This is a genomic window from Streptomyces sp. NPDC091289 (assembly GCF_044757365.1).
GTDB lineage: Bacteria > Actinomycetota > Actinomycetes > Streptomycetales > Streptomycetaceae > Streptomyces.
The window spans coordinates 225,155-243,123 of record NZ_JBIVUT010000010.1; the positions used below are offsets into that span (position 1 = coordinate 225,155).

General features: G+C 72.2%; 17 protein-coding genes. 9 read left to right on the forward strand and 8 right to left on the reverse strand.

What is annotated here, in order from left to right; translation table 11 throughout:
- Nucleotides 1-176: 176 nt before the first annotated feature.
- The 3 genes from ACIQPT_RS15795 to ACIQPT_RS15805 all read right to left on the reverse strand — a co-directional run bounded on the left by ACIQPT_RS15795 (nt 177) and on the right by ACIQPT_RS15805 (nt 3,375).
- Nucleotides 177-650, reverse strand: coding sequence for a nuclear transport factor 2 family protein (locus ACIQPT_RS15795; protein ID WP_401156273.1), 474 nt, complete (start codon nt 648-650; stop codon nt 177-179).
- The gene (gene folP, locus ACIQPT_RS15800; protein WP_401156360.1) at nt 647-1,447 is read right to left on the reverse strand and encodes a dihydropteroate synthase; all 801 of its coding nucleotides are present in this window, start codon (nt 1,445-1,447) and stop codon (nt 647-649) included. The genes ACIQPT_RS15795 and folP overlap by 4 nt, the downstream gene beginning before the upstream one ends.
- 104 nt (nt 1,448-1,551) lie before the next feature.
- Entirely contained in the window at nt 1,552-3,375 is a 1,824-nt protein-coding gene (locus ACIQPT_RS15805) for a phosphatidylglycerol lysyltransferase domain-containing protein (protein ID WP_401156275.1), read from the reverse strand.
- A 177-nt stretch (nt 3,376-3,552) separates the two neighbouring features.
- On the opposite strand from ACIQPT_RS15805, the gene ACIQPT_RS15810 reads away from it, so the two are divergent.
- Complete coding sequence (locus tag ACIQPT_RS15810; protein WP_401156277.1) at nt 3,553-4,674, forward strand: alpha/beta hydrolase; 1,122 nt, start codon at nt 3,553-3,555, stop codon at nt 4,672-4,674.
- A gap of 11 nt (nt 4,675-4,685) precedes the next feature.
- Here the strand turns inward: ACIQPT_RS15810 and ACIQPT_RS15815 are convergent, their stop codons facing one another.
- A complete protein-coding gene (locus ACIQPT_RS15815; protein ID WP_401156278.1) occupies nt 4,686-5,888 on the reverse strand; it encodes an ABC transporter ATP-binding protein in 1,203 nt (400 codons plus the stop codon).
- A 152-nt stretch (nt 5,889-6,040) separates the two neighbouring features.
- Between ACIQPT_RS15815 and ACIQPT_RS15820 the strand changes: the two genes are divergently transcribed.
- The 4 genes from ACIQPT_RS15820 to ACIQPT_RS15835 all read left to right on the forward strand — a co-directional run bounded on the left by ACIQPT_RS15820 (nt 6,041) and on the right by ACIQPT_RS15835 (nt 9,828).
- Nucleotides 6,041-6,787 (forward strand): ABC transporter permease, encoded by a 747-nt coding sequence (locus ACIQPT_RS15820; RefSeq protein WP_401156280.1) that lies wholly within the window; start codon nt 6,041-6,043, stop codon nt 6,785-6,787.
- A gap of 3 nt (nt 6,788-6,790) precedes the next feature.
- Nucleotides 6,791-7,465, forward strand: a complete 675-nt coding sequence (locus tag ACIQPT_RS15825; RefSeq protein ID WP_401156282.1) for an ABC transporter permease — start codon at nt 6,791-6,793, stop codon at nt 7,463-7,465.
- An 82-nt stretch (nt 7,466-7,547) separates the two neighbouring features.
- Nucleotides 7,548-8,519: an ABC transporter substrate-binding protein gene (locus ACIQPT_RS15830; protein WP_401156284.1), complete on the forward strand. Its 972-nt coding sequence runs from the start codon at nt 7,548-7,550 to the stop codon at nt 8,517-8,519.
- 151 nt (nt 8,520-8,670) lie between these two features.
- A complete protein-coding gene (locus tag ACIQPT_RS15835; protein ID WP_401156286.1) occupies nt 8,671-9,828 on the forward strand; it encodes a hypothetical protein in 1,158 nt (385 codons plus the stop codon).
- A gap of 13 nt (nt 9,829-9,841) precedes the next feature.
- Here ACIQPT_RS15835 and ACIQPT_RS15840 read toward each other — a convergent pair whose 3' ends face one another.
- Nucleotides 9,842-10,984: an NADH-quinone oxidoreductase subunit D gene (locus ACIQPT_RS15840; protein ID WP_401156288.1), complete on the reverse strand. Its 1,143-nt coding sequence runs from the start codon at nt 10,982-10,984 to the stop codon at nt 9,842-9,844.
- Nucleotides 10,981-12,003, reverse strand: a complete 1,023-nt coding sequence (locus tag ACIQPT_RS15845; RefSeq protein WP_401156290.1) for an SAM-dependent methyltransferase — start codon at nt 12,001-12,003, stop codon at nt 10,981-10,983. Before ACIQPT_RS15845 ends, ACIQPT_RS15840 begins: the two co-directional genes overlap by 4 nt.
- 96 nt (nt 12,004-12,099) lie before the next feature.
- On the opposite strand from ACIQPT_RS15845, the gene ACIQPT_RS15850 reads away from it, so the two are divergent.
- Together ACIQPT_RS15850 and ACIQPT_RS15855 are read left to right on the forward strand one after the other, a co-directional pair.
- Complete coding sequence (locus tag ACIQPT_RS15850) at nt 12,100-13,302, forward strand: sensor histidine kinase (protein ID WP_401156292.1); 1,203 nt, start codon at nt 12,100-12,102, stop codon at nt 13,300-13,302.
- Between the two features lie 83 nt (nt 13,303-13,385).
- Complete coding sequence (locus tag ACIQPT_RS15855) at nt 13,386-14,066, forward strand: response regulator (protein WP_401156294.1); 681 nt, start codon at nt 13,386-13,388, stop codon at nt 14,064-14,066.
- Between the two features lie 50 nt (nt 14,067-14,116).
- Here ACIQPT_RS15855 and ACIQPT_RS15860 read toward each other — a convergent pair whose 3' ends face one another.
- Complete coding sequence (locus ACIQPT_RS15860; RefSeq protein WP_401156362.1) at nt 14,117-15,229, reverse strand: DUF5937 family protein; 1,113 nt, start codon at nt 15,227-15,229, stop codon at nt 14,117-14,119.
- 104 nt (nt 15,230-15,333) lie between these two features.
- On the opposite strand from ACIQPT_RS15860, the gene ACIQPT_RS15865 reads away from it, so the two are divergent.
- Nucleotides 15,334-15,543, forward strand: a complete 210-nt coding sequence (locus tag ACIQPT_RS15865) for a hypothetical protein (RefSeq protein ID WP_401156296.1) — start codon at nt 15,334-15,336, stop codon at nt 15,541-15,543.
- 149 nt (nt 15,544-15,692) lie between these two features.
- Here the strand turns inward: ACIQPT_RS15865 and ACIQPT_RS15870 are convergent, their stop codons facing one another.
- Entirely contained in the window at nt 15,693-16,847 is a 1,155-nt protein-coding gene (locus ACIQPT_RS15870; RefSeq protein ID WP_401156298.1) for a threonine aldolase family protein, read from the reverse strand.
- Nucleotides 16,848-17,014: 167 nt separating this feature from the next.
- Here ACIQPT_RS15870 and ACIQPT_RS15875 point away from each other — a divergent pair, with 167 nt between their 5' ends.
- A complete protein-coding gene (locus tag ACIQPT_RS15875; RefSeq protein ID WP_401156300.1) occupies nt 17,015-17,965 on the forward strand; it encodes a Rossmann-like and DUF2520 domain-containing protein in 951 nt (316 codons plus the stop codon).
- Nucleotides 17,966-17,969: the final 4 nt, after the last annotated feature.

Genomic DNA, 17,969 nt, shown 5'->3' on the forward strand with positions numbered 1-17,969 from the left:
ACCCGGCCGCGTGCGGGCGGCGAGGTGCCTTTTTCCGAATCTACCTGCGAGCACCGACAGTGCTCGCCCGTGGGGGCCTCGGACAGCGCCTCACCTGGCTGATAGCCGCCCATACCCGGTGGGCGCCGGTTCCAATCCCTATCGGTCCCGTACCCACTCGGGAGGGTGTTTCCTCCTCAGGAGGGTGTTTCCTCGTCGTCGTCCTCATCGGATTCCGTCAGGACGGGTGACCCGTGGTGGGACCAGAGCTTCCAGCCGTCGGCGGTGCGCCGGAACACGTTCGTGGCGACGACCAGCTGGCCCACGAGCGGGCCCAGCGCGTTGCCCTCCTCGGCGGGGCCGCCGCTGAGGATGTTCTCGGTGCAGGTCACCAGAGCGGTGTCGCCGGTCATCGAGACGTTGACGTCGGTCAGGAAGAACTGGATGTACTCGGTGTTCGCCATGATCAGGGCGTAACTGCGCAGCACCTCGCCCCGGCCCGTGAGCACCGGCCAGCCCGGGTGGACGCAGGAGACGGTGAGGTCCTCGCCCGGCAGCCAGGCGGCGGTGAGCGCGTCGTGGTCGCCGCGTTCCAGCGCCTCGTAGAAGGCGGTGTTGGCCGCTTCGACCTCCGCGATGTCGGCGGCGGCCTGTGCGTGTTCCTCGTTCACGCGGCTCCCTCGACCGCGCGGGCGACGCGGACGGCGTCGGCGGTGGCCCGTACCTCGTGGACCCGGACCGCCCAGGCGCCGGCCGCCGAGGACAGCGCGGAGACGGCCGCGGTCGCCGCGTCCCGTTCGCGGGCGGGCGGCGGCGGGGCCGAGCCCGGACCGGCCAGGACGTGTCCGAGGAAACGCTTGCGGGAGGCGGCCACCAGCAGCGGGCGGCCCAGTACGTGCAGGTCGGCCAGGTGCGCGACCAGCGACAGATCGTGGCCGGCGTCCTTCGCGAAGCCGAGGCCGGGGTCGATCACGACGCGCTCCGGGGCGACCCCGCCCGCGATCACCGCGTCCATCCGCTGCCGCAGCTCGTCGAGGACCTCGGCGACGACGTCCCCGTACACCGCGCGGCTGTTCATCGACTCGCTGAAGCCGCGCCAGTGCATCACGACGAACGGGACCTCGGCGGCGGCGACGGCCGGGATCATGTCGGGGTCGGCGAGGCCGCCGCTGACGTCGTTGACCAGGGCGGCCCCGGCGGCGACGGCCTGCTCGGCGACGCGGGCGCGCATGGTGTCCACGGAGACGGTGACGCCCTCGGAGGCCAGCCCCTTGACGACCGGGACGACCCGGCGCAGCTCCTCGGCCTCGTCCACCCGGCTGGCGCCCGGGCGGGTCGACTCACCGCCCACGTCCACCAGGTCCGCACCCTCGGAGACCAGGTGCAGACCGTGCTTGACCGCGGCCGTGGTGTCGAACCAGCGGCCGCCGTCGGAGAAGGAGTCGGGCGTCACGTTGACGACCCCCATGACCGCACAGCGGTCCCACTCCGGCAGTCCTCGGACCGTGCCCCGCGTGCGTGACGTACTCATACGACCAGACTAGGACCTGCCGTGGACCCTGTGTGCCGCGCTCATGCCGCGCTCACCGTGTGCTCCGACGGCGTACGCGGGGCGTGGCCGCACGGGCGCGGGCCCCGTGAGCGGAACGGCCGGGGCAGCGAGAAGTTCACGAAGCCCTCCGCCCGCATCGCCGCGATCCCGATGCGGGGCAGGTCGCGGCTGGTGCGGAAGACCACGAAGCGGGGCTCCCAGCGGGGCTGGAACTTGGCGTTGAACTTGTACAGCGACTCGATCTGGAACCAGCGCGAGAGGAAGATCAGGAGCCCGCGCCAGCAGCGCAGCACCGGTCCCGCGCCGAGCCGCTCGCCGCGGGCCAGCGCGGAGCGGAACATCGCGAAGTTCAGCGAGACCCGGGCGACGTCGAGCTTCCCGGCGGCCTGGAGGGCGGCGACGATCAGCAGCTCGTTCATGCCGGGGTCGGCCGAGCGGTCGCGGCGCATCAGCTCCAGGGACATCCCGTCCTTCCCCCAGGGGACGAAGTGGAGGACGGCCTTCAGGTCGCCGTGCGGCCCGTCCTCGGAGCCCGGCAGGTGGGCGGTGGCGATCACGCAGTCGCCGTCGGCCGGGTCGCCGATCCGGCCCAGCGCCATGGAGAAGCCGCGTTCGGTGTCGGTGCCGCGCCAGTCGGCGGCGGCGCGGCGGATCCGGTCCAGCTCGGTGTCGCCGATGTCACGTGCCCGCCGGACCCGGGTCTCGTAGCCGCCGCGCTCGATGCGCTTGACCATCTGGCGCACGTTCCGCATGGCGCGCCCGGAGAGGGAGAAATCCGCTACGTCCACCACCGCCTCGTCGCCCAGTTCCAGGGCGGTGAGGCCGGTCTCGCGGGTCCAGACCTGGCCGCCGGTCTCGCTGCAGCCCATCACGGCGGGGGTCCAGGAGTGCGCCTGCGCCTCGTCCATGAAGCGCTCGATCGCACCCGGCCAGGCCTCCACGTCCCCGATCGGGTCGCCGCCGGCCAGCATCACCCCGGAGACGACCCGGTAGCAGACGGCCGCCTTGCCGCTGGGGGAGAAGACGACGCCCTTGTCGCGGCGGAGCGCGAAGTGGCCGAGCGAGTCCCGGCCGCCGTGCCGCTCCAGCAGGGCCCGCAGCCGGCTCTCGTCGTCCTCGGTGAGGCGGGCGGCCGGGTGCTCGGGGCGGAAGGCGAGGTAGATGGTGGTGACGGCGGTCAGCAGGCCGAGCGCGCCCAGCGAGTAGGCCACGGTCCAGGTGGTCCGCCCGGCGTAGTCGACGGGCCCCTCGACGCCGAACAGGCCGTACAGCACGTGCTGGAGGCGGTCGGCGATGGACGGGTCTCCGACGACCCGGCCGGGGTGGACGCTGACGATGATCAGCCCGAGCCCCAGCGAACCGGCCCCGAGCAGGACGAAGTTGGCGAGCGCGCGCCAGCGGCTGCGCGGGTCGGGCAGCGCCCGGAACTGGTCCCGGTGGCGCAGCAGCAGCCAGCAGAGCGTCAGCGAGACGAGCACCCCGACGATCGAGTGGCGGTACGCGAACTGGGCCACGGCCCCCGCGGGCAGCAGGGCCACCGCCGCCCGCCAGGCCCGCCGTTTGCGCCGCTTCAGCCCGTGCGCGAGCAGCAGCAGGAGCATGCCCGCGCTCAGCGAGAGCGCGGCGGCGAACGGGCCGAGCGCGCCGGGGAGCACTTCGGCGACGGTGTGCATCCGACTGTGCCGGAAGCGGGGGAAGACCCCGGCGGCGATGTCGATCAGCCCGACGACGGTGCAGGCGGTACCGACGAGCGTCGGTACGGATTCCGGGCGCGGCCCGTGGAACAACCGGCGGACGCGCTGCGGAACCGACACCGAATTATCCCCATCTAGCGTGACAGACATCGCTTCCCGTGGCTTCGCAAGAGATTCGTCGAGTCCGCCGGCCGGAGCCCCACGGACGATGTGCGCCCTCTAGGACGTGGGTTGTGGAGCGAGGGTTCACCCACATTCCGGAAATTTCCCGCTCCCGGCCCTGGTCCGGAATCACGTCTTGTACGGAATCACGGAGAAAGCTCACTCATGGGTCTCACCAGCACAGCAGTGCTCGCCGTCGTGGCGGTGCTGGCCGTCGCGCTGTTCGCCGCCACGGTCCGGTTCTGGCCACGCCTGGCCCGGCCGGGCGTGGCCGCGGTGTCGGGCAGGATCGGGCTGCTGCTGGCCACCCAGCTGACCCTGTTCGCCGCGGTCGGTCTGGCGGCCAACAACGCCTTCCTCTTCTACGGTTCCTGGGCCGACCTCTTCGGCCGTCAGCAGGAGCTGGGTGTGGTCACCGACCATGCGGGGAACGGGTCCGGCTCGCGGCACATGGCGCGGATCGGTACCCAGCACCCGGACGTGCCGGGCGGCCGGGTCCCGTCGGTCGGCGGGCGGATCGACAAGGTGGTCGTCTCGGGGCGGATCTCGGGCATCGAGTCACCGGCGTACGTCTATCTGCCGCCGGAGTACTTCCAGGCGGCGTACGCCGGGCGGAAGTTCCCGGCGGTCGTGGTGCTCACCGGCTACCCGGGCACGGCGGAGAACCTGCTGAAGGGGCTGCGCTACCCGCAGACCGCGCACGAGCGGGTGAAGGCGGGCACGGCGCAGCCGATGATCCTGGTGATGCTGCGGCCGACGGTCGCGCCGCCCCGGGACACCGAGTGCGTGGACGTTCCGAAGGGCCCGCGGACCGAGACGTTCTTCGCGAAGGACCTCCCCGAGGCCATCACGGGGTCCTACCGGGTCGGCAAGAAGGCCCGTAACTGGGGGATCATCGGCAATTCGACCGGCGGCTACTGCGCGTTGAAGGTCGGGCTGCACCACCCGGACCGGTACGCGGCGAGCGCCGGGCTCTCCGCGTACTACAAGGCGGCCGAGGACCCGACGACGGGCGACCTGTTCCACGGGGACCAGGAGCTGCGCAACCGCGCCGACCTGATGTGGACCCTGGAGAACCGGCCGCCGTCCGGCGGTTCGTTCCTGGTGACGACGTCCCGGCAGGGCGAGGGCAACCTCAGGAGCACGATGAAGTTCATCGAGAAGGTGAAGGCGCCCGCGAAGGTGTCGTCCATCGTGCTCGACAGCGGCGGGCACAACTTCACCACCTGGCGGCGGGAGATCCCGCCGGCCCTGGAGTGGCTGAGCGCCCGCCTCAGCGAGAACTGAGCCCCTGCCGCCTAGGCGGTGGTGGCGATCGTCGCCACCGTCTCCACGGCGACCTCGGCGCGCGGTACGTCCTGGGCGTCGGCGTCGATCGAGCGGCGCAGGGCCTCGTGCAGCCGGGCGGGGGTCAGCACGCCGAGGAAGCGGCCCTCGCTCTCCTTGTCGATGACCGCGATCCAGCCCGCGTCGTGCTGGAGCATGGTGGCGAAGGCCTGCTTGAGGGGTGCGCCGAGCGGGAGCCAGGCCTCCATCCGGCGGGCGTGTTCGCGGACGGTGCCCTTGGTGGCGCCTTTGGCGTTGCCGCTCGCGTCGGCGGTCGCGTCGGCGGGGATCCAGCCGTGGAGGTTGTCCCGGCCGTCCAGGACGACCGCCCAGCGCGCGCCCTGGGACCTGAGCCGTTCGGTGGCGGTGGCCAGCGGGTCGTCGAGGTGGACGACCGGCGGCTGGTCGAGGTCGCTCTCCTCGATGGGCGTCACCGAGAGCCGCTTGAGCCCGCGGTCCGCGCCGACGAAGTCGGCCACGTACGGGGTCGCGGGGGCTCCGAGCACGGTGGCGGGGGAGTCGAACTGCTCGATGCGGCCCTGCCCGTAGACGGCGATCCGGTCGCCGAGGCGGACGGCCTCCTCGATGTCGTGCGTGACGAACAGCACGGTCTTACGGACCTGGGCCTGGAGTTTCAGGAATTCGTTCTGGAGACGTTCGCGGACGACCGGGTCGACCGCCCCGAAAGGCTCGTCCATCAGGAGAACGGGCGGATCGGCTGCCAATGCGCGGGCCACGCCCACGCGTTGGCGCTGGCCGCCGGAAAGCTGTTCCGGATAGCGGTCGCCATAAACGGAGGGGTCGAGTCCTACGAGGTCGAGGAGTTCGGCGGCGCGTTCGCGCCCCTTTCCGCGCTTCCAGCCCAGCAGATGGGGAACGGTCGCGGTGTTCTCCAGCACGGTCTTGTGCGGGAAGAGTCCCACCTGCTGGATCACATAGCCGATACGGCGGCGCAGTTGGACGGGATCGATGGTGGATATGTCGTCCCCGTCGAGGAATATCCCGCCCTCGGTCGGTTCGATCAGCCGGTTCACCATCTTCATGGTGGTCGTCTTGCCACAACCGGAAGGTCCGACGAGCGTGACCAGTTCACCCTCGGCGACCTCGAAGGAAAGGTCGTCGACGGCGGTGGTGCCGTCGGCGTACCGCTTGGTGACGTGCTCGAAACGGATCATGGTTCCCCATTGTGGAGGGCGTTCTGTGAAGGGCATGTTGCCGGAATGCGACAGCCTCCGCGATTGTCAGTGGTCGAGGATAGGCTCGCCAGTCATCAGTTCGATCCGGGGCGATCCGGGCCGGCGGGAGGGAAGCAGGAGGTGAGGGGCGGATGGCCGAGCAGAGCTGCCTGGTGACGAACGACTGGATCTGCGGGGAGTATGTCCGCTCCCGCAGCCAGGAGTTGACCGATGCGACCGTGCAGCACATCGGGATCACGGTGGTCTCGGTGCTGATCGGGCTCGCGGTGGCCCTTCCGCTGGCGCTGCTCGCCCGCCGGGGCCGGCGGTTCGCCGGACCGGTGCTCGGGCTGACCACCGTGCTCTACACCGTGCCCTCGCTGGCGATGTTCTCGCTGCTGCTGCCCCTGTTCGGGCTGTCGGCCGCGCTCGTCGTCACGGGCCTGGTGCTCTATTCGCTGACCATCCTCGTCCGCAACATCCTGGCGGGGCTCGAAGCGGTGCCGCAGGAGGCCAAGGAGGCCGCCCGCGGCATGGGATACGGGCCGGCGCGGCTGCTGTGGGAGGTGGAGCTCCCGCTGGCGCTGCCCGCGGTGATGGCGGGGCTGCGGATAGCCACCGTGTCGACGGTCGCGCTGACCACGGTCGGCTCGCTCGTCGGCAAGGGGGGCCTCGGCAACCTCATCGAGGACGCGCTGCCCAGCTTCTTCAAGGCCCAGGTGCTGACCGCCTCGGTGCTGTGCGTGCTGCTCGCGGTGGCGGCGGACCTGCTGCTGCTCGGCCTCCAGCGGCTGCTGACGCCCTGGACCCGAATATCCGGGGCGTCCGGTTCATCAGGGGCATCCGTGGCGAAGACGGACGCGGGGCCGCCCGCCGTGGCGAAGGTGGAGGCGGGCTGACCCGTGGGAGTCATCGGCGATGCCTGGACCTGGCTGACCACCGGGGCCAACTGGTCGGGGGACGGCGGGGCCGCGCACCGGCTCGGCGAGCATCTGTACGTGAGCGGGGTCGCCCTGGCGGTGGCCTGCGCGATAGCCCTGCCGCTCGCCCTGTATCTGGGGCACATCGGCAGGGGCGGCGCGCTCGCGGTCAACATCTCCAACGTGGGGCGGGCCATTCCGGTCTTCGCGGTGCTGGCCCTGTTCATGGTCACGCCCCTGCGCAACTCGGGGTACTGGCCCACGATCATCGCGCTGGTGCTGTTCGCGGTGCCGCCGCTGCTGACCAACGCCTACGTCGGGATGCGGGAGGTGGACCGGGCCGTGGTGGAGGCGGCGCGCGGCATGGGGATGTCGGGCGGGCAGCTCTTCGTCCGGGTCGAGCTGCCGCTCGCCTACCCGATGATCATGACCGGGCTGCGGTCCGCCGCGGTCCAGGTCGTGGCCACCGCGTCGATCGCCGCGATGGTCGGCCTCGGCGGTCTCGGCCGGATCATCACCGCCGGGTTCAACACCTACGACACCGCCCAGGTCTTCGCGGGCGCTGTCCTGGTCGCCGGTCTCGCCCTGCTGGTGGAGGGCGTGCTGGTGGGCCTGGACCGGCTGCTCTCACCGCTGCGCCGCCGGCGGACCGCGTGAGCGCACATCCTTCTTCCGGTCGCTCTGCTTCCGGTCGCGTTTCTTCTGGTTACTTTTCTTCTGTTCGGACGGAGAACAACACATGAGCAGGACCTCGCGGATAGCCGGAGCGGTCATCGGCATGGTGGCGCTGGCCGGGTCGCTCGCGGCCTGCGGCGGCGACAGCCTGGAGAAGGAGAAGGGCGGCTCCGGCTCCTCGGCGGGCGACGGCAAGAAGGGCTCCCTGGTCGTCGGCTCGGCCGCGTTCACCGAGTCCAAGGTGCTCGCCGAGCTGTACGCGCAGGTTCTGGGCGACGCCGGATACAGCACCTCGGTCACCACGGTGAAGAACCGTGAGCTGTACGAGCCGTCGCTGGAGAAGGGCGAGATCGACGTCGTACCGGAGTACGCGGCCACGATCGCCGAATTCCTCAACGCCAAGGTCAACGGGGCCGACAAGGCCCAGGCGGAGCCGGTGGCCTCCGGGGACGCCGACGCCACGGTCGCCGCCCTGGAGAAGCTCGCCGGGCCGCTGGGCCTCACGGTCCTCCCGGCCGGGAAGGCCGTTGACCAGAACGCCTTCGCGGTCTCGAAGGAATTCGCCGAGAAGAACAGCCTCAAGACCCTTTCCGATCTCGGGAAGTCGAAGCTCAAGGTCAAGATCGCGGCGGGCGACGAGTGCGAGGTGCGGCCGTTCTGCGCACCCGGTCTGAAGAAGACGTACGGCATCGACGTCACGGGTATCGACCCCAAGGGCGTCGGCACCCCGCAGTCCAAGCAGGCCGTCCGCGACGGCAAGGTCCAGCTGGTCCTGACGACCACCACGGACGCCGTGCTGGACGGGCTGGTGTTCCTGGAGGACGACAAGAAGCTCCAGAACGCGGACAACGTTCTTCCCGTTCTGAATACCAAGGACGCGGGCGCGCCGGAGATCGCCGACGCGCTGGGCAAGCTCACGGCCGCGCTCACCACGGAAGATCTCGCCGAGCTGAACCGGAAGGTCGACGCCGAGCGCGCCAAGCCGGTCGACGTGGCCAAGGAGTATCTGGAGTCGAAGGGTCTGATCAAGAAGTAGATCTTGATCAAGGAGTACCAGAGGTAACCGGAGATAAAAGAGGCGAGCGGCGGGCCCGGGAAGGACTTTTGGGGGGCCGTGAGGTAACCGGCGGGGAACAGATTGCCGGGCGGCCCCCCAAGTGACGCGTACACACGGTAAATTTCAGGCCATGCCACGTGGACGCCACCGCCATTCGCCGCCCCTCCACAGAATCCTGCCGCCTTCCGTGGTGGCGGGAGTGTCGGTCGTCGGTGCCGCCGGCGCCTGGTTGCTGGCCGAACCCCTGGTCCTGCGCGGCCTGGTGGCCGCCGTGGCGGCCACCGCCGTCACCGGCGCGTATCTGATGCGCAGCTGGGACCGGGCGGCGGGGCTGCGGGTCGCCGAGCTGACGCGGGCCCGCGCCAGTGACGAATGGCGGGCCGAGGAGCGGATAGCCGAGCTGGAGCAGGATCTGGAGGAGTCGCGCGAGCTGCGCACCCGTCTGGAGACCAAGCTCCGCCGCAAGCGGGTGGAGCTCGCGGGGCTGCGCGGGGAGCACGCCGGACTGCTGCGCCGCTACGCCAACGCCGAGACCGAGCGGGCCAGCGCGCTGGAGGGCCGCAGGCAGCTCGCCATCGAGGCCGCGGCTCCGAAGGAGCTGCCGCCCGCGAGGTCCACGCCGACGCCGGAGTCGTACCGCCGCGCGGACGAGGCCCTGATGAACCTCACGCGCAACGCGGCGCTCCAGGAGACCCGCCGGACGGTGGAGGCGGTCCGGCAGCGTCAGCTGGCCGTCCAGGACCGGCACCGGGACGCGGACGCGGAGGCGGAGGACCCGAAGGGGAAGCACGCGGCGGCCACCGGGGCGGGCGAGCACCTGGACCACCAGCACCGCCGCCCCACGACCACTCCGCCCGCCCCGGCCCCTGCCGCCCCGGCCGTCAACACCCCGGCCCCCGACGCTTCCGCGCTCCCGAGCGCGAAGGCCCCGGCCTCCATCGCGCCGGTGCGCGTGCCGCGCGCGATCCAGGCCGCATCGGCCGTCGTCCCGTACGCCGCGCGCCGCCAGCCGGTCCCCCAGGGCAACTTCGACTTCTTCGGCGCCCAGAGCGCCCAGAACAGCCAGAACTCCCAGAACTCCCCGAACCCCCAGAACTCCCCGCAGGTGAACGCCGCGATCGAGTCCGTACAGAACGAGGACCTCGCGGACGTCGTCGGCGAGGAGGCGCTCGCCGCCCACCGCACGGGAGCGGTCCAGAACCAGGCCGTGGGCAAGGTCATCGACCTCACCGCGCACGACGAGACCGAGCAGATCGACGTGGCCCGACTGCGCGGCGCGGTCTCCTGACGCGCGAGACCGGCTACTTGTCGATGTCGCCGACGACGAAGAACAGCGACCCCAGGATCGCCACCATGTCGGCGACCAGGGTGCCCGGCAGCAGCTCGGTGAGCGCCTGGATGTTGTTGAACGAGGCGGAGCGCAGCTTCAGCCGGTAGGGCGTCTTCTCGCCCTTGGACACCAGGTAGTAGCCGTTGACGCCGAGCGGGTTCTCCGTCCAGGCGTAGGTGTGGCCCTCCGGCGCCTTGAGCACCTTGGGCAGCCGCTGGTTGATCGGCCCCGGCGCCAGGCCGGCCATCCGGTCCAGGCAGGCGTCGGCCAGGTCCAGGGCGTTGAGGGTCTGCTCCAGCAGGCACTCGAAGCGGGCCAGGCAGTCGCCCTCGGTCCGGGTGACGACCTTCAGGGTGTCCTGGAGCTCCCCGTACGCGAGATACGGCTCGTCGCGCCGCAGATCGAAGTCGACGCCCGAGGCGCGGGCGATCGGCCCCGACACCCCGTACGCGTGCACCGCCCCGGCGGACAGCACGCCCACGTCGCGCGTGCGGCCCCGGAAGATCTCGTTGCCGAGGACGAGGTTCTCGTACACGTCCATGCGGGAGCGGACGGAGGCGACGGCGTCGCGGACCCGCCCGGCCCAGCCCGCCGGGACGTCCTCCTTGAGTCCGCCGACCCGGTTGAACATGTAGTGCATCCGCCCGCCGGAGACCTCCTCCATCACCGCCTGGAGCTCCTCGCGCTCCCGGAAGGCGTGGAAGACCGGGGTGATGCCGCCGAGTTCGAGAGGGTAGGAGCCGAGGAACATCAGGTGGTTGAGGACCCGGTTCAGCTCGGCGAGCAGCGTCCGCGTCCACACGGCGCGCTCGGGGACCTCCATGCCGAGCATCCGCTCGACGGCCATCACGACGCCCAGCTCGTTCGAGAAGGCGGAGAGCCAGTCGTGGCGGTTGGCGAGCATGATGATCTGGCGGTAGTCGCGCGCCTCGAAGAGTTTCTCCGCGCCCCGGTGCATATAGCCGATGACCGGCTCCGCGTGCTGGACGCGCTCGCCGTCCAGCACGATCCGCAGCCGGAGGACCCCGTGCGTCGAGGGGTGCTGGGGACCGATGTTCAGCACCATGTCGGTGCTCTCCGCCGCTCCGCCGATGCCGATCGTCGTCTCCGTCATGCGGGACAGTATTCCCTGACCGGTGTCCGGCCAGGGTCCACCCGGTGCAGCAGCCAGCCGAAGTCGCCGAGGCCGCCGCGTGCGGTCAGCTCCGCCGCCTCGCCCGCCGCCGCCAGCGCGGCGACGTAGCCCGCCGGATCGGTGGCGGCCAGGCTCAGCGGCGGCCGGTCACCGCGGACGCCCAGCCGGTGCAGCGCCGCCCGCTGGTCGGTGAGCTCGGCACTCGCGTGTGCCACCGACCCCGATACCGCCGCCGCGCAGGCGTCCAGCGCCACATGCGCGGTCAGGTCGCAGGAACCGTCCGGCACGGGACGCACCTCGCGCCCGCCCCGGAAGCCGGTCAGCGTCCCGAAGGGCGGCCGGGCGCCCCGTACATGCGCGTAGTCCACCGCCACGGCCAGACCGGCGGCGAGCGAACCGACCGCGCCCGCCCACGCCTCGTCCCGGGGGCGGCCGATCTCCGCCCGCTCGCCCGGCGCGGACAGCGGCCACCAGCGCTCCAGCCACGCCGCGTCCGCCCCGGACACCGCGGCGCCGAGCCGCTCCGCGCCGTCCGGCGTCCGCACCTGGACGTACCGGGGGACGCCGTCCGCGTCCGCCTCCGCCACCTCCGCCGGAACGTTGTCCAGCCACTCGTTGGCGAACAGCAGCCCGGTGACCCCCGTAGGCGGCTCCGCGCACCACTCGATCCGGGGGTCCAGGCCCGGCGGCCGGTCGGCCACCTCGACGGCGTACGGGGTCACCTCCAGCCCCTCGGGCAGCGCGGCCAGCACTCCGGTCAACAGCTCGCCGCGCCCCGCCCCGACGTCGACCAGCGCGACCGTGCCGGTGCCCAGCTCCCCGGCGATTCCGGTCAGCAGCCGGGCCACCGCCGCCGCGAAGAGGGGCGAGGCGTGGACCGACGTACGGAAATGGCCCGCCGGTCCCTCCGGGCTTCGCAGTGCGCTGCGATAAAACCCCTCGTATCCGTACAGAGCGGTCTGAGCCGCCTCCCGCCACCCACGCCACTCGTCCGTCACGTAGGCAAGTCTCCACCTTGGGGAGTACGGTCCCAGGACCTGGATCGACCCTCCGGTTGACCCGGGCACCGATCCGCTGTCCCTACGCTGGGTTACGTGCAGCGCCTCTACGATTTCATCCGCAGACACCCGACGGGCGTCGACGTCTTCTGGGCCGTCGTCCTCCTCGGGCTCTCCGGCGTGTCGATGGTGTCGGGCATGTACGACGCGGGGCGCGAGGAGCTCGTCGCCGTTCCGGTGGTCCTGGGGCTCTCCACGGTGGTGGCGCTGCGCCGCAAGGCCCCGGAGAAGATGCTGCTGCTCGCCATCCTGGTGGGCGTCGTGCAGTTGGTGTTCAACGTCCGGCCGGGCATCGGGAACTTCGCGATGCTGGTGATCACGTACACCGTGGCCACGGTCGGGGAGCGCTGGGCGTCCCGGCTCGCCCTGGTCTGCAGCCTGTGCGCGGCGGGCCTGTCCCAGCTGCGGTGGGAGGCCGAGCCCGGCGGGTCCTGGCCCCAGGTGATCTTCGTGACGGTCATCATGACCGTGCCGTTCGTGCTGGCCTGGGTGCTCGGGGACTCGCTGCGGACCCGGCGCGCCTACTTCGACCAGCTGGAGGAGCGTGCCGCCCGCCTGGAGCGGGAACGCGAGGCGCAGTCCAAGGTCGCCGTCGCCGCCGAGCGGGCCCGGATCGCCCGCGAGCTGCACGACGTCGTCGCGCACAACGTGTCCGTGATGGTCGTCCAGGCCGACGGCGCCGCCTATGTCATGGACGCCGCCCCCGACCAGGCCAAGCAGGCCCTGGAGACCATCTCCAGCACCGGCCGGCAGGCGCTCGCCGAGATGCGGCGGCTGCTCGGGGTGCTGCGGACCGGGGACGCCCCGGAGAGCGGGGAGTACGTCCCCCAGCCCGATGTGGAGCAGATCGAGGACCTGGTCGCGCAGGTGCGGCAGACCGGCCTGGAGGTCGACTTCAAGGTCGAGGGCACCCCCCGCCCGCTGCCCAGCGGCGTGGAGCTGACCGCGTACCGCGTCGTGCAGGAAGCCCTGACGAACACCCGCAAGCACGGCGGACCCGACGCCGGGGCCAGCGTCCGGCTGGTCTACTTCGACGACGGCCTCGGGCTGCTGATCGAGGACGACGGCCGGGGCGCGGCGCACGAGCTGTACGAGGACGGCGGCGCGGACGGCGCCGGGCACGGGATGATCGGGATGCGGGAGCGGGTCGGCATGGTCGGAGGCACCCTGGACGCGGGACCCCGGCCCGGCGGCGGCTTCCGGATCAGCGCCCTGCTGCCGCTCAAGCCCCCGGACTGACCCCGGTCCCGCCCGCCCCCTGCCTCACGGACTACGAGACTTCGACCACCACCACGACCGACCCAGGACAGGACACGATCCCCATGACCACGGCCATCCGCGTGATGCTCGTCGACGACCAGGTCCTGCTGCGGACCGGCTTCCGGATGGTGCTCGCCGCCCAGCCCGACATGGAGGTCGTGGCCGAGGCCGGGGACGGGGCGGAGGCGATCGAGATCCTGCGGTCCACCGCCGTGGACGTGGTCCTGATGGACGTCCGTATGCCCCGGCTGGACGGCGTCGAGGCGACCGGCCGTATCTGCGCGCAGCAGGACCCGCCGAAGGTGCTCATCCTGACCACCTTCGACCTCGACGAGTACGCCTTCTCCGGGCTGAAGGCGGGGGCCAGCGGCTTCATGCTCAAGGACGTGCCGCCCGCCGAACTGCTCGCCGCGATCCGTTCCGTGCACAGTGGCGACGCGGTCGTGGCCCCGTCCACCACCCGCCGGCTGCTCGACCGCTTCTCGCCGATGCTGCCCAGCGCCGACAAGGAACCGAAGAACAAGCACATCGGCAAGCTCACCGAACGCGAACGGGAAGTCATGCTCCTGGTCGCCCAGGGCCTGTCGAACGGGGAGATCGCGGCCCGCCTGGTGCTCTCCGAGGCCACGGTCAAGACGCACGTCGGCCGCATCCTCACCAAGCTGAACCTCCGCGACCGGGTCCAGGTCGTCGTCCTCGCCTACGAGACCGGCCTGGTCCGGGCCGGCGGCGGCGCGGGCTGAGACGGCGGCGCGGGGCAGCGGCGCGGGCCGGGACAGCGGCGCGGGCCGGCTCAGCGCAGGACGCCCTCCAGGAAGTCGCTGCCGAGCCGGGCCACGACCGTCAGGTCCAGCTGGTGCAGGACATAGCGGCCCCGGCGGCGCGTGGTGACCAGGCCCGCCTTCTTGAGCACGGACAGGTGGCGGGAGACCTCGGGGGAGGTGATGCCGTTGGATTCGGCCAGCTCGCCGGTGGTGTACGGGGAGCGGGCCAGGTTGCGGCAGAGCCGCATCCGCATCGGGTGGGCCAGGGCCTCCATGCGGCGCTGGAGCTGTTCGACCGAGGCGGGCGACGGCAGTTCGGGCAGGTGGACCGGGTAGTGGATCACCGGGCGCCAGCCCGGGGCGTGCAGCACCATCAGGTGCGGCCAGCCGAAGCTGGTCGGGACGAAGGTCAGGCCATGGCCGACGCCCGGGTCGACGGCGGTGGTCCGGCCCTCGGACAGCTTGTCGACGCTGATCCGGCCCGCTTCCTCGTCCAGCGTCACGGCGGAGGACACCGCCCCGACCGCTTCGGCCAGCCCCTTGCGCCGCAGCAGCTCCGTCTTGTGCCGGGCGTCCGCCACCAGCTGCACGGAGACCCGGCGCCAGGTGTCGGCGAAGAACGCCTCGTCGCAGTCCTCGAAGAGCCGCCGGATCCAGCCGCGTACGGAGGCGGGGTCGGCCAGCAGCCGCCGGGTGAACTCCACCTGCTGCGGGCCACGCGCCGCCGCCAGCTCCAGGGCGCGGTCCCGCATCGCCGCGTCGCTCAGCGGTGACGGCGCCCCGGCCCCGTAATGGGTGGCGCAGGTGAACTCCAGGGCCGCGGCGACGAACCGCTCGTCGTCCATCCTGTCCATCAGGTTCAGGTCCTCGGCGAGCGTCGCCCCGGTCCTGCCGTCGCCGCCCCGGATCCCGGAGAACGGCATGAACACATCGGAGAACGTGTTCCGCCAGAGGAACTCCGCCTCCAGCATCCGGTCCGCGAGATCGGGCTCCAGGGCCGCCGCCGTCGCGGTGGCCCAGCCGTGCAGCCCCGGGTGGTGGCCGGGCTCGGAGAGGGCGTGCAGGGCGAGGCCCAGTTCGGCCAGGGGGGAAGTCGCGAAATCGACGCGATCGGCGGGCAGACCCGCGATGTCTATGTGCACGCTCACCCCTCCATAGTGGGGGTACGCGCACGGGCCGTCGTGCCATTTGACGGGGGCCGTCAATCAACGCGCGGCACCGCCGTGACCTGCGCAGGCTGGACGGTATGGACGCCATGCAGCAGCACATGCTCGACACCTACCGCGCGGCCCGCCTGTCGGAACCCGCACCTCCACCACCGGGCCTGCACGACCGCGCGGTCCTGCGCGACCTGTACCGAAGAATCAAGCAGACCCGCCGAACTCGGCCCACCGCCACACCAGGCCCGTCCGACACATCAGGCCCGCCCGCCACCCCCAGCCCGTCCGGCGCTTGAGGACGGAACCCCGAGGCCGGTCCCGGCCCGCTGGGCAGGGCCTCGCACACCCAGCCCGTCCGGCGCTTGAGGACAAAACCCCGGCGAAGGGGAGCCGGCACTGGACAAGCCCCTCTGCGCCCCGGGGGCCGCCCCCAAGGGCAAGGCCCCTACACCACGTACCCCACGAACCCCGCCACCGCAGCCCGCACATCCTCGGCCGACCACTCGAGCCCCGCCCCCGCCACCGTCACCTCGGTCACCGAGACCCCGGGCGGCAGCCCCGCCCCGCCCGCCCCCGCGAACCAGCGCCGGAAGAGGGCCACGCCCGTCTCCTCGGCCTGCCGCACCGACGCCTCGTCCAGCACCTCGGCCCCGTACGGCAGCCAGACCTGGAACTGATGCGTGTGCGGCGGCTCCGGACGCACCCGGAACCACGGCACCGCCGACGCCGCGAACCCCTCCGCCAGCGCCCCGGCCACCACCTTCGCGTGCGCCACGTACGACGGCAGCCTCGGCAGCTCCCGCTCCAGACCCAGCAGCGCGGACAGCGCCGCCGGGTACTGCTGGAAGACCTGGCCCCCGTACCGGTGACGCCACACGCGCGCCTCCTCCACCAGCGTCGAAGGACCCGCCAGCACCGCCCCCGACAGCCCGTCCAGGGACTTGTAGAACGACACGTACACGCTGTCCGCGAGCGCCGCGATCTCCGGGAGCTCCCGCCCGAAGTGCGGGCCGCACTCCCACAGCCGCGCCCCGTCGAGGTGGACCACCGCGTCCCGCTCCCTGGCCGCCTCCACCACCTCCGTCAGCTCCTCCCAGGACGGCAGCACGAACCCGGCGTCCCGCAACGGCAGCTCCAGCATCAGCGTGCCGAACGGCTCGGGGAACTCCCGGACCTCCTCCGCGTTCGGCAGCCTCGGCGCGGACGTCGGATGCACCGTGCGCAGCCCGCTCACCGCGCCCAGCGCCCCGCCCTCGTGCAGCTCCGGGTGGGACAGCGGATGCAGCGCCACCGTCGCGTCGCCCGTACGTCCCGCCCAGCACCGCAGCGCGACCTGCTGGGCCATCGTCCCGGTCGGGAAGAACGCGGCCGACTCCATGCCCAGCAGCCCGGCCACCCGCCGCTCCAGATCGGCGACGACCCCGCCCCCGTACACATCGGTCCAGTCCTCCGGATCGTGTACGGAAGCGGCGCCGGCCGCGAGCGCCGCCAGCCGCTCGCCCAGCGTGCCGTCCGCGCCGACCCGGGCCAGCACCCGCCGCGACCCCCGCCAAGCGGTCAGCCTGCGCCGCCGCTGCTCCTGCTCATCCGTTGCCGTCATGGGACGATCATCACCCGGACCTCTGACAGCGCGCCCACGGGTTTTCCTCAGGTTCAGAAGTTATCCACAGGCTGTGGGCGGCGGGGGAGCCCCGCCGAAACGCTGGCGTAGCATGCAGAGAAATCGTCCGGTACCCCCCGCGGACTGGAACGGAAGGCCATCGCCGCGTGAACGCATCTGTTTCGAAGGAACCCCTCGACGCGAGGGACCGCCCCGCCCGGCTCACGGTCGGCGTCGTCGGTGCGGGCCGGGTCGGACCCGCCCTCGCCGCGGCCCTCCAGCTCGCCGGGCACCGCCCGGTCGCCGTGTCCGGCGTCTCCGACGCCTCCCGGCGCCGCGCCGCCGAGCTGCTCCCCGACGTGCCCCTGGTGGAGCCCGCCGAGGTGCTGGCCCGCGCCGAGCTGGTGCTGCTGACCGTCCCCGACGACGTGCTGCCCACGCTGGTCGAGGGCCTCGCCGAGACCGGTGCCGTACGGCCGGGGCAACTGCTCGTCCACACCTCCGGCCGGTACGGGGCGAAGGTGCTGGACCCCGCGCTGCGGGCCGGGGCCCTGCCGCTCGCGCTGCACCCCGCGATGACGTTCACCGGCACCGCCGTCGACGTCCAGCGGCTCGCGGGCTGCTCCTTCGGCGTCACCGCCCCCGTGGAGCTGCGGCTCGCCGCCGAGGCCCTGGTCATCGAGATGGGCGGCGAGCCCGAGTGGATCGCCGAGGAGTCCCGTCCGCTCTACCACGCGGCCCTCGCCCTCGGCGCGAACCACCTGGTCACCCTGGTCGCCCAGTCGATGGAGCTGCTGACCAAGGCCGGGGTCGCCGCCCCCGACCGGATGCTCGGCCCGCTGCTCGGCGCGGCCCTGGACAACGCCCTGCGCTCCGGCGACGCCGCGCTGACCGGCCCGGTCGCCCGGGGGGACGCGGGCACGGTCGCCGCCCACATCGGCGAGCTGCGCACGCACGCCCCGCAGGCGGTGGCCGGATATCTCGCGATGGCCCGCGCCACGGCCGACCGGGCCCTCGTCCACGGCCTGCTCAAGGCCGAGCTGGCCGAGGACCTGCTGGTCGTCCTGGCCGACCAGGAACGCCGCCCCGGCGGCCCCGGACCGGGAGAGACCCGATGACGAC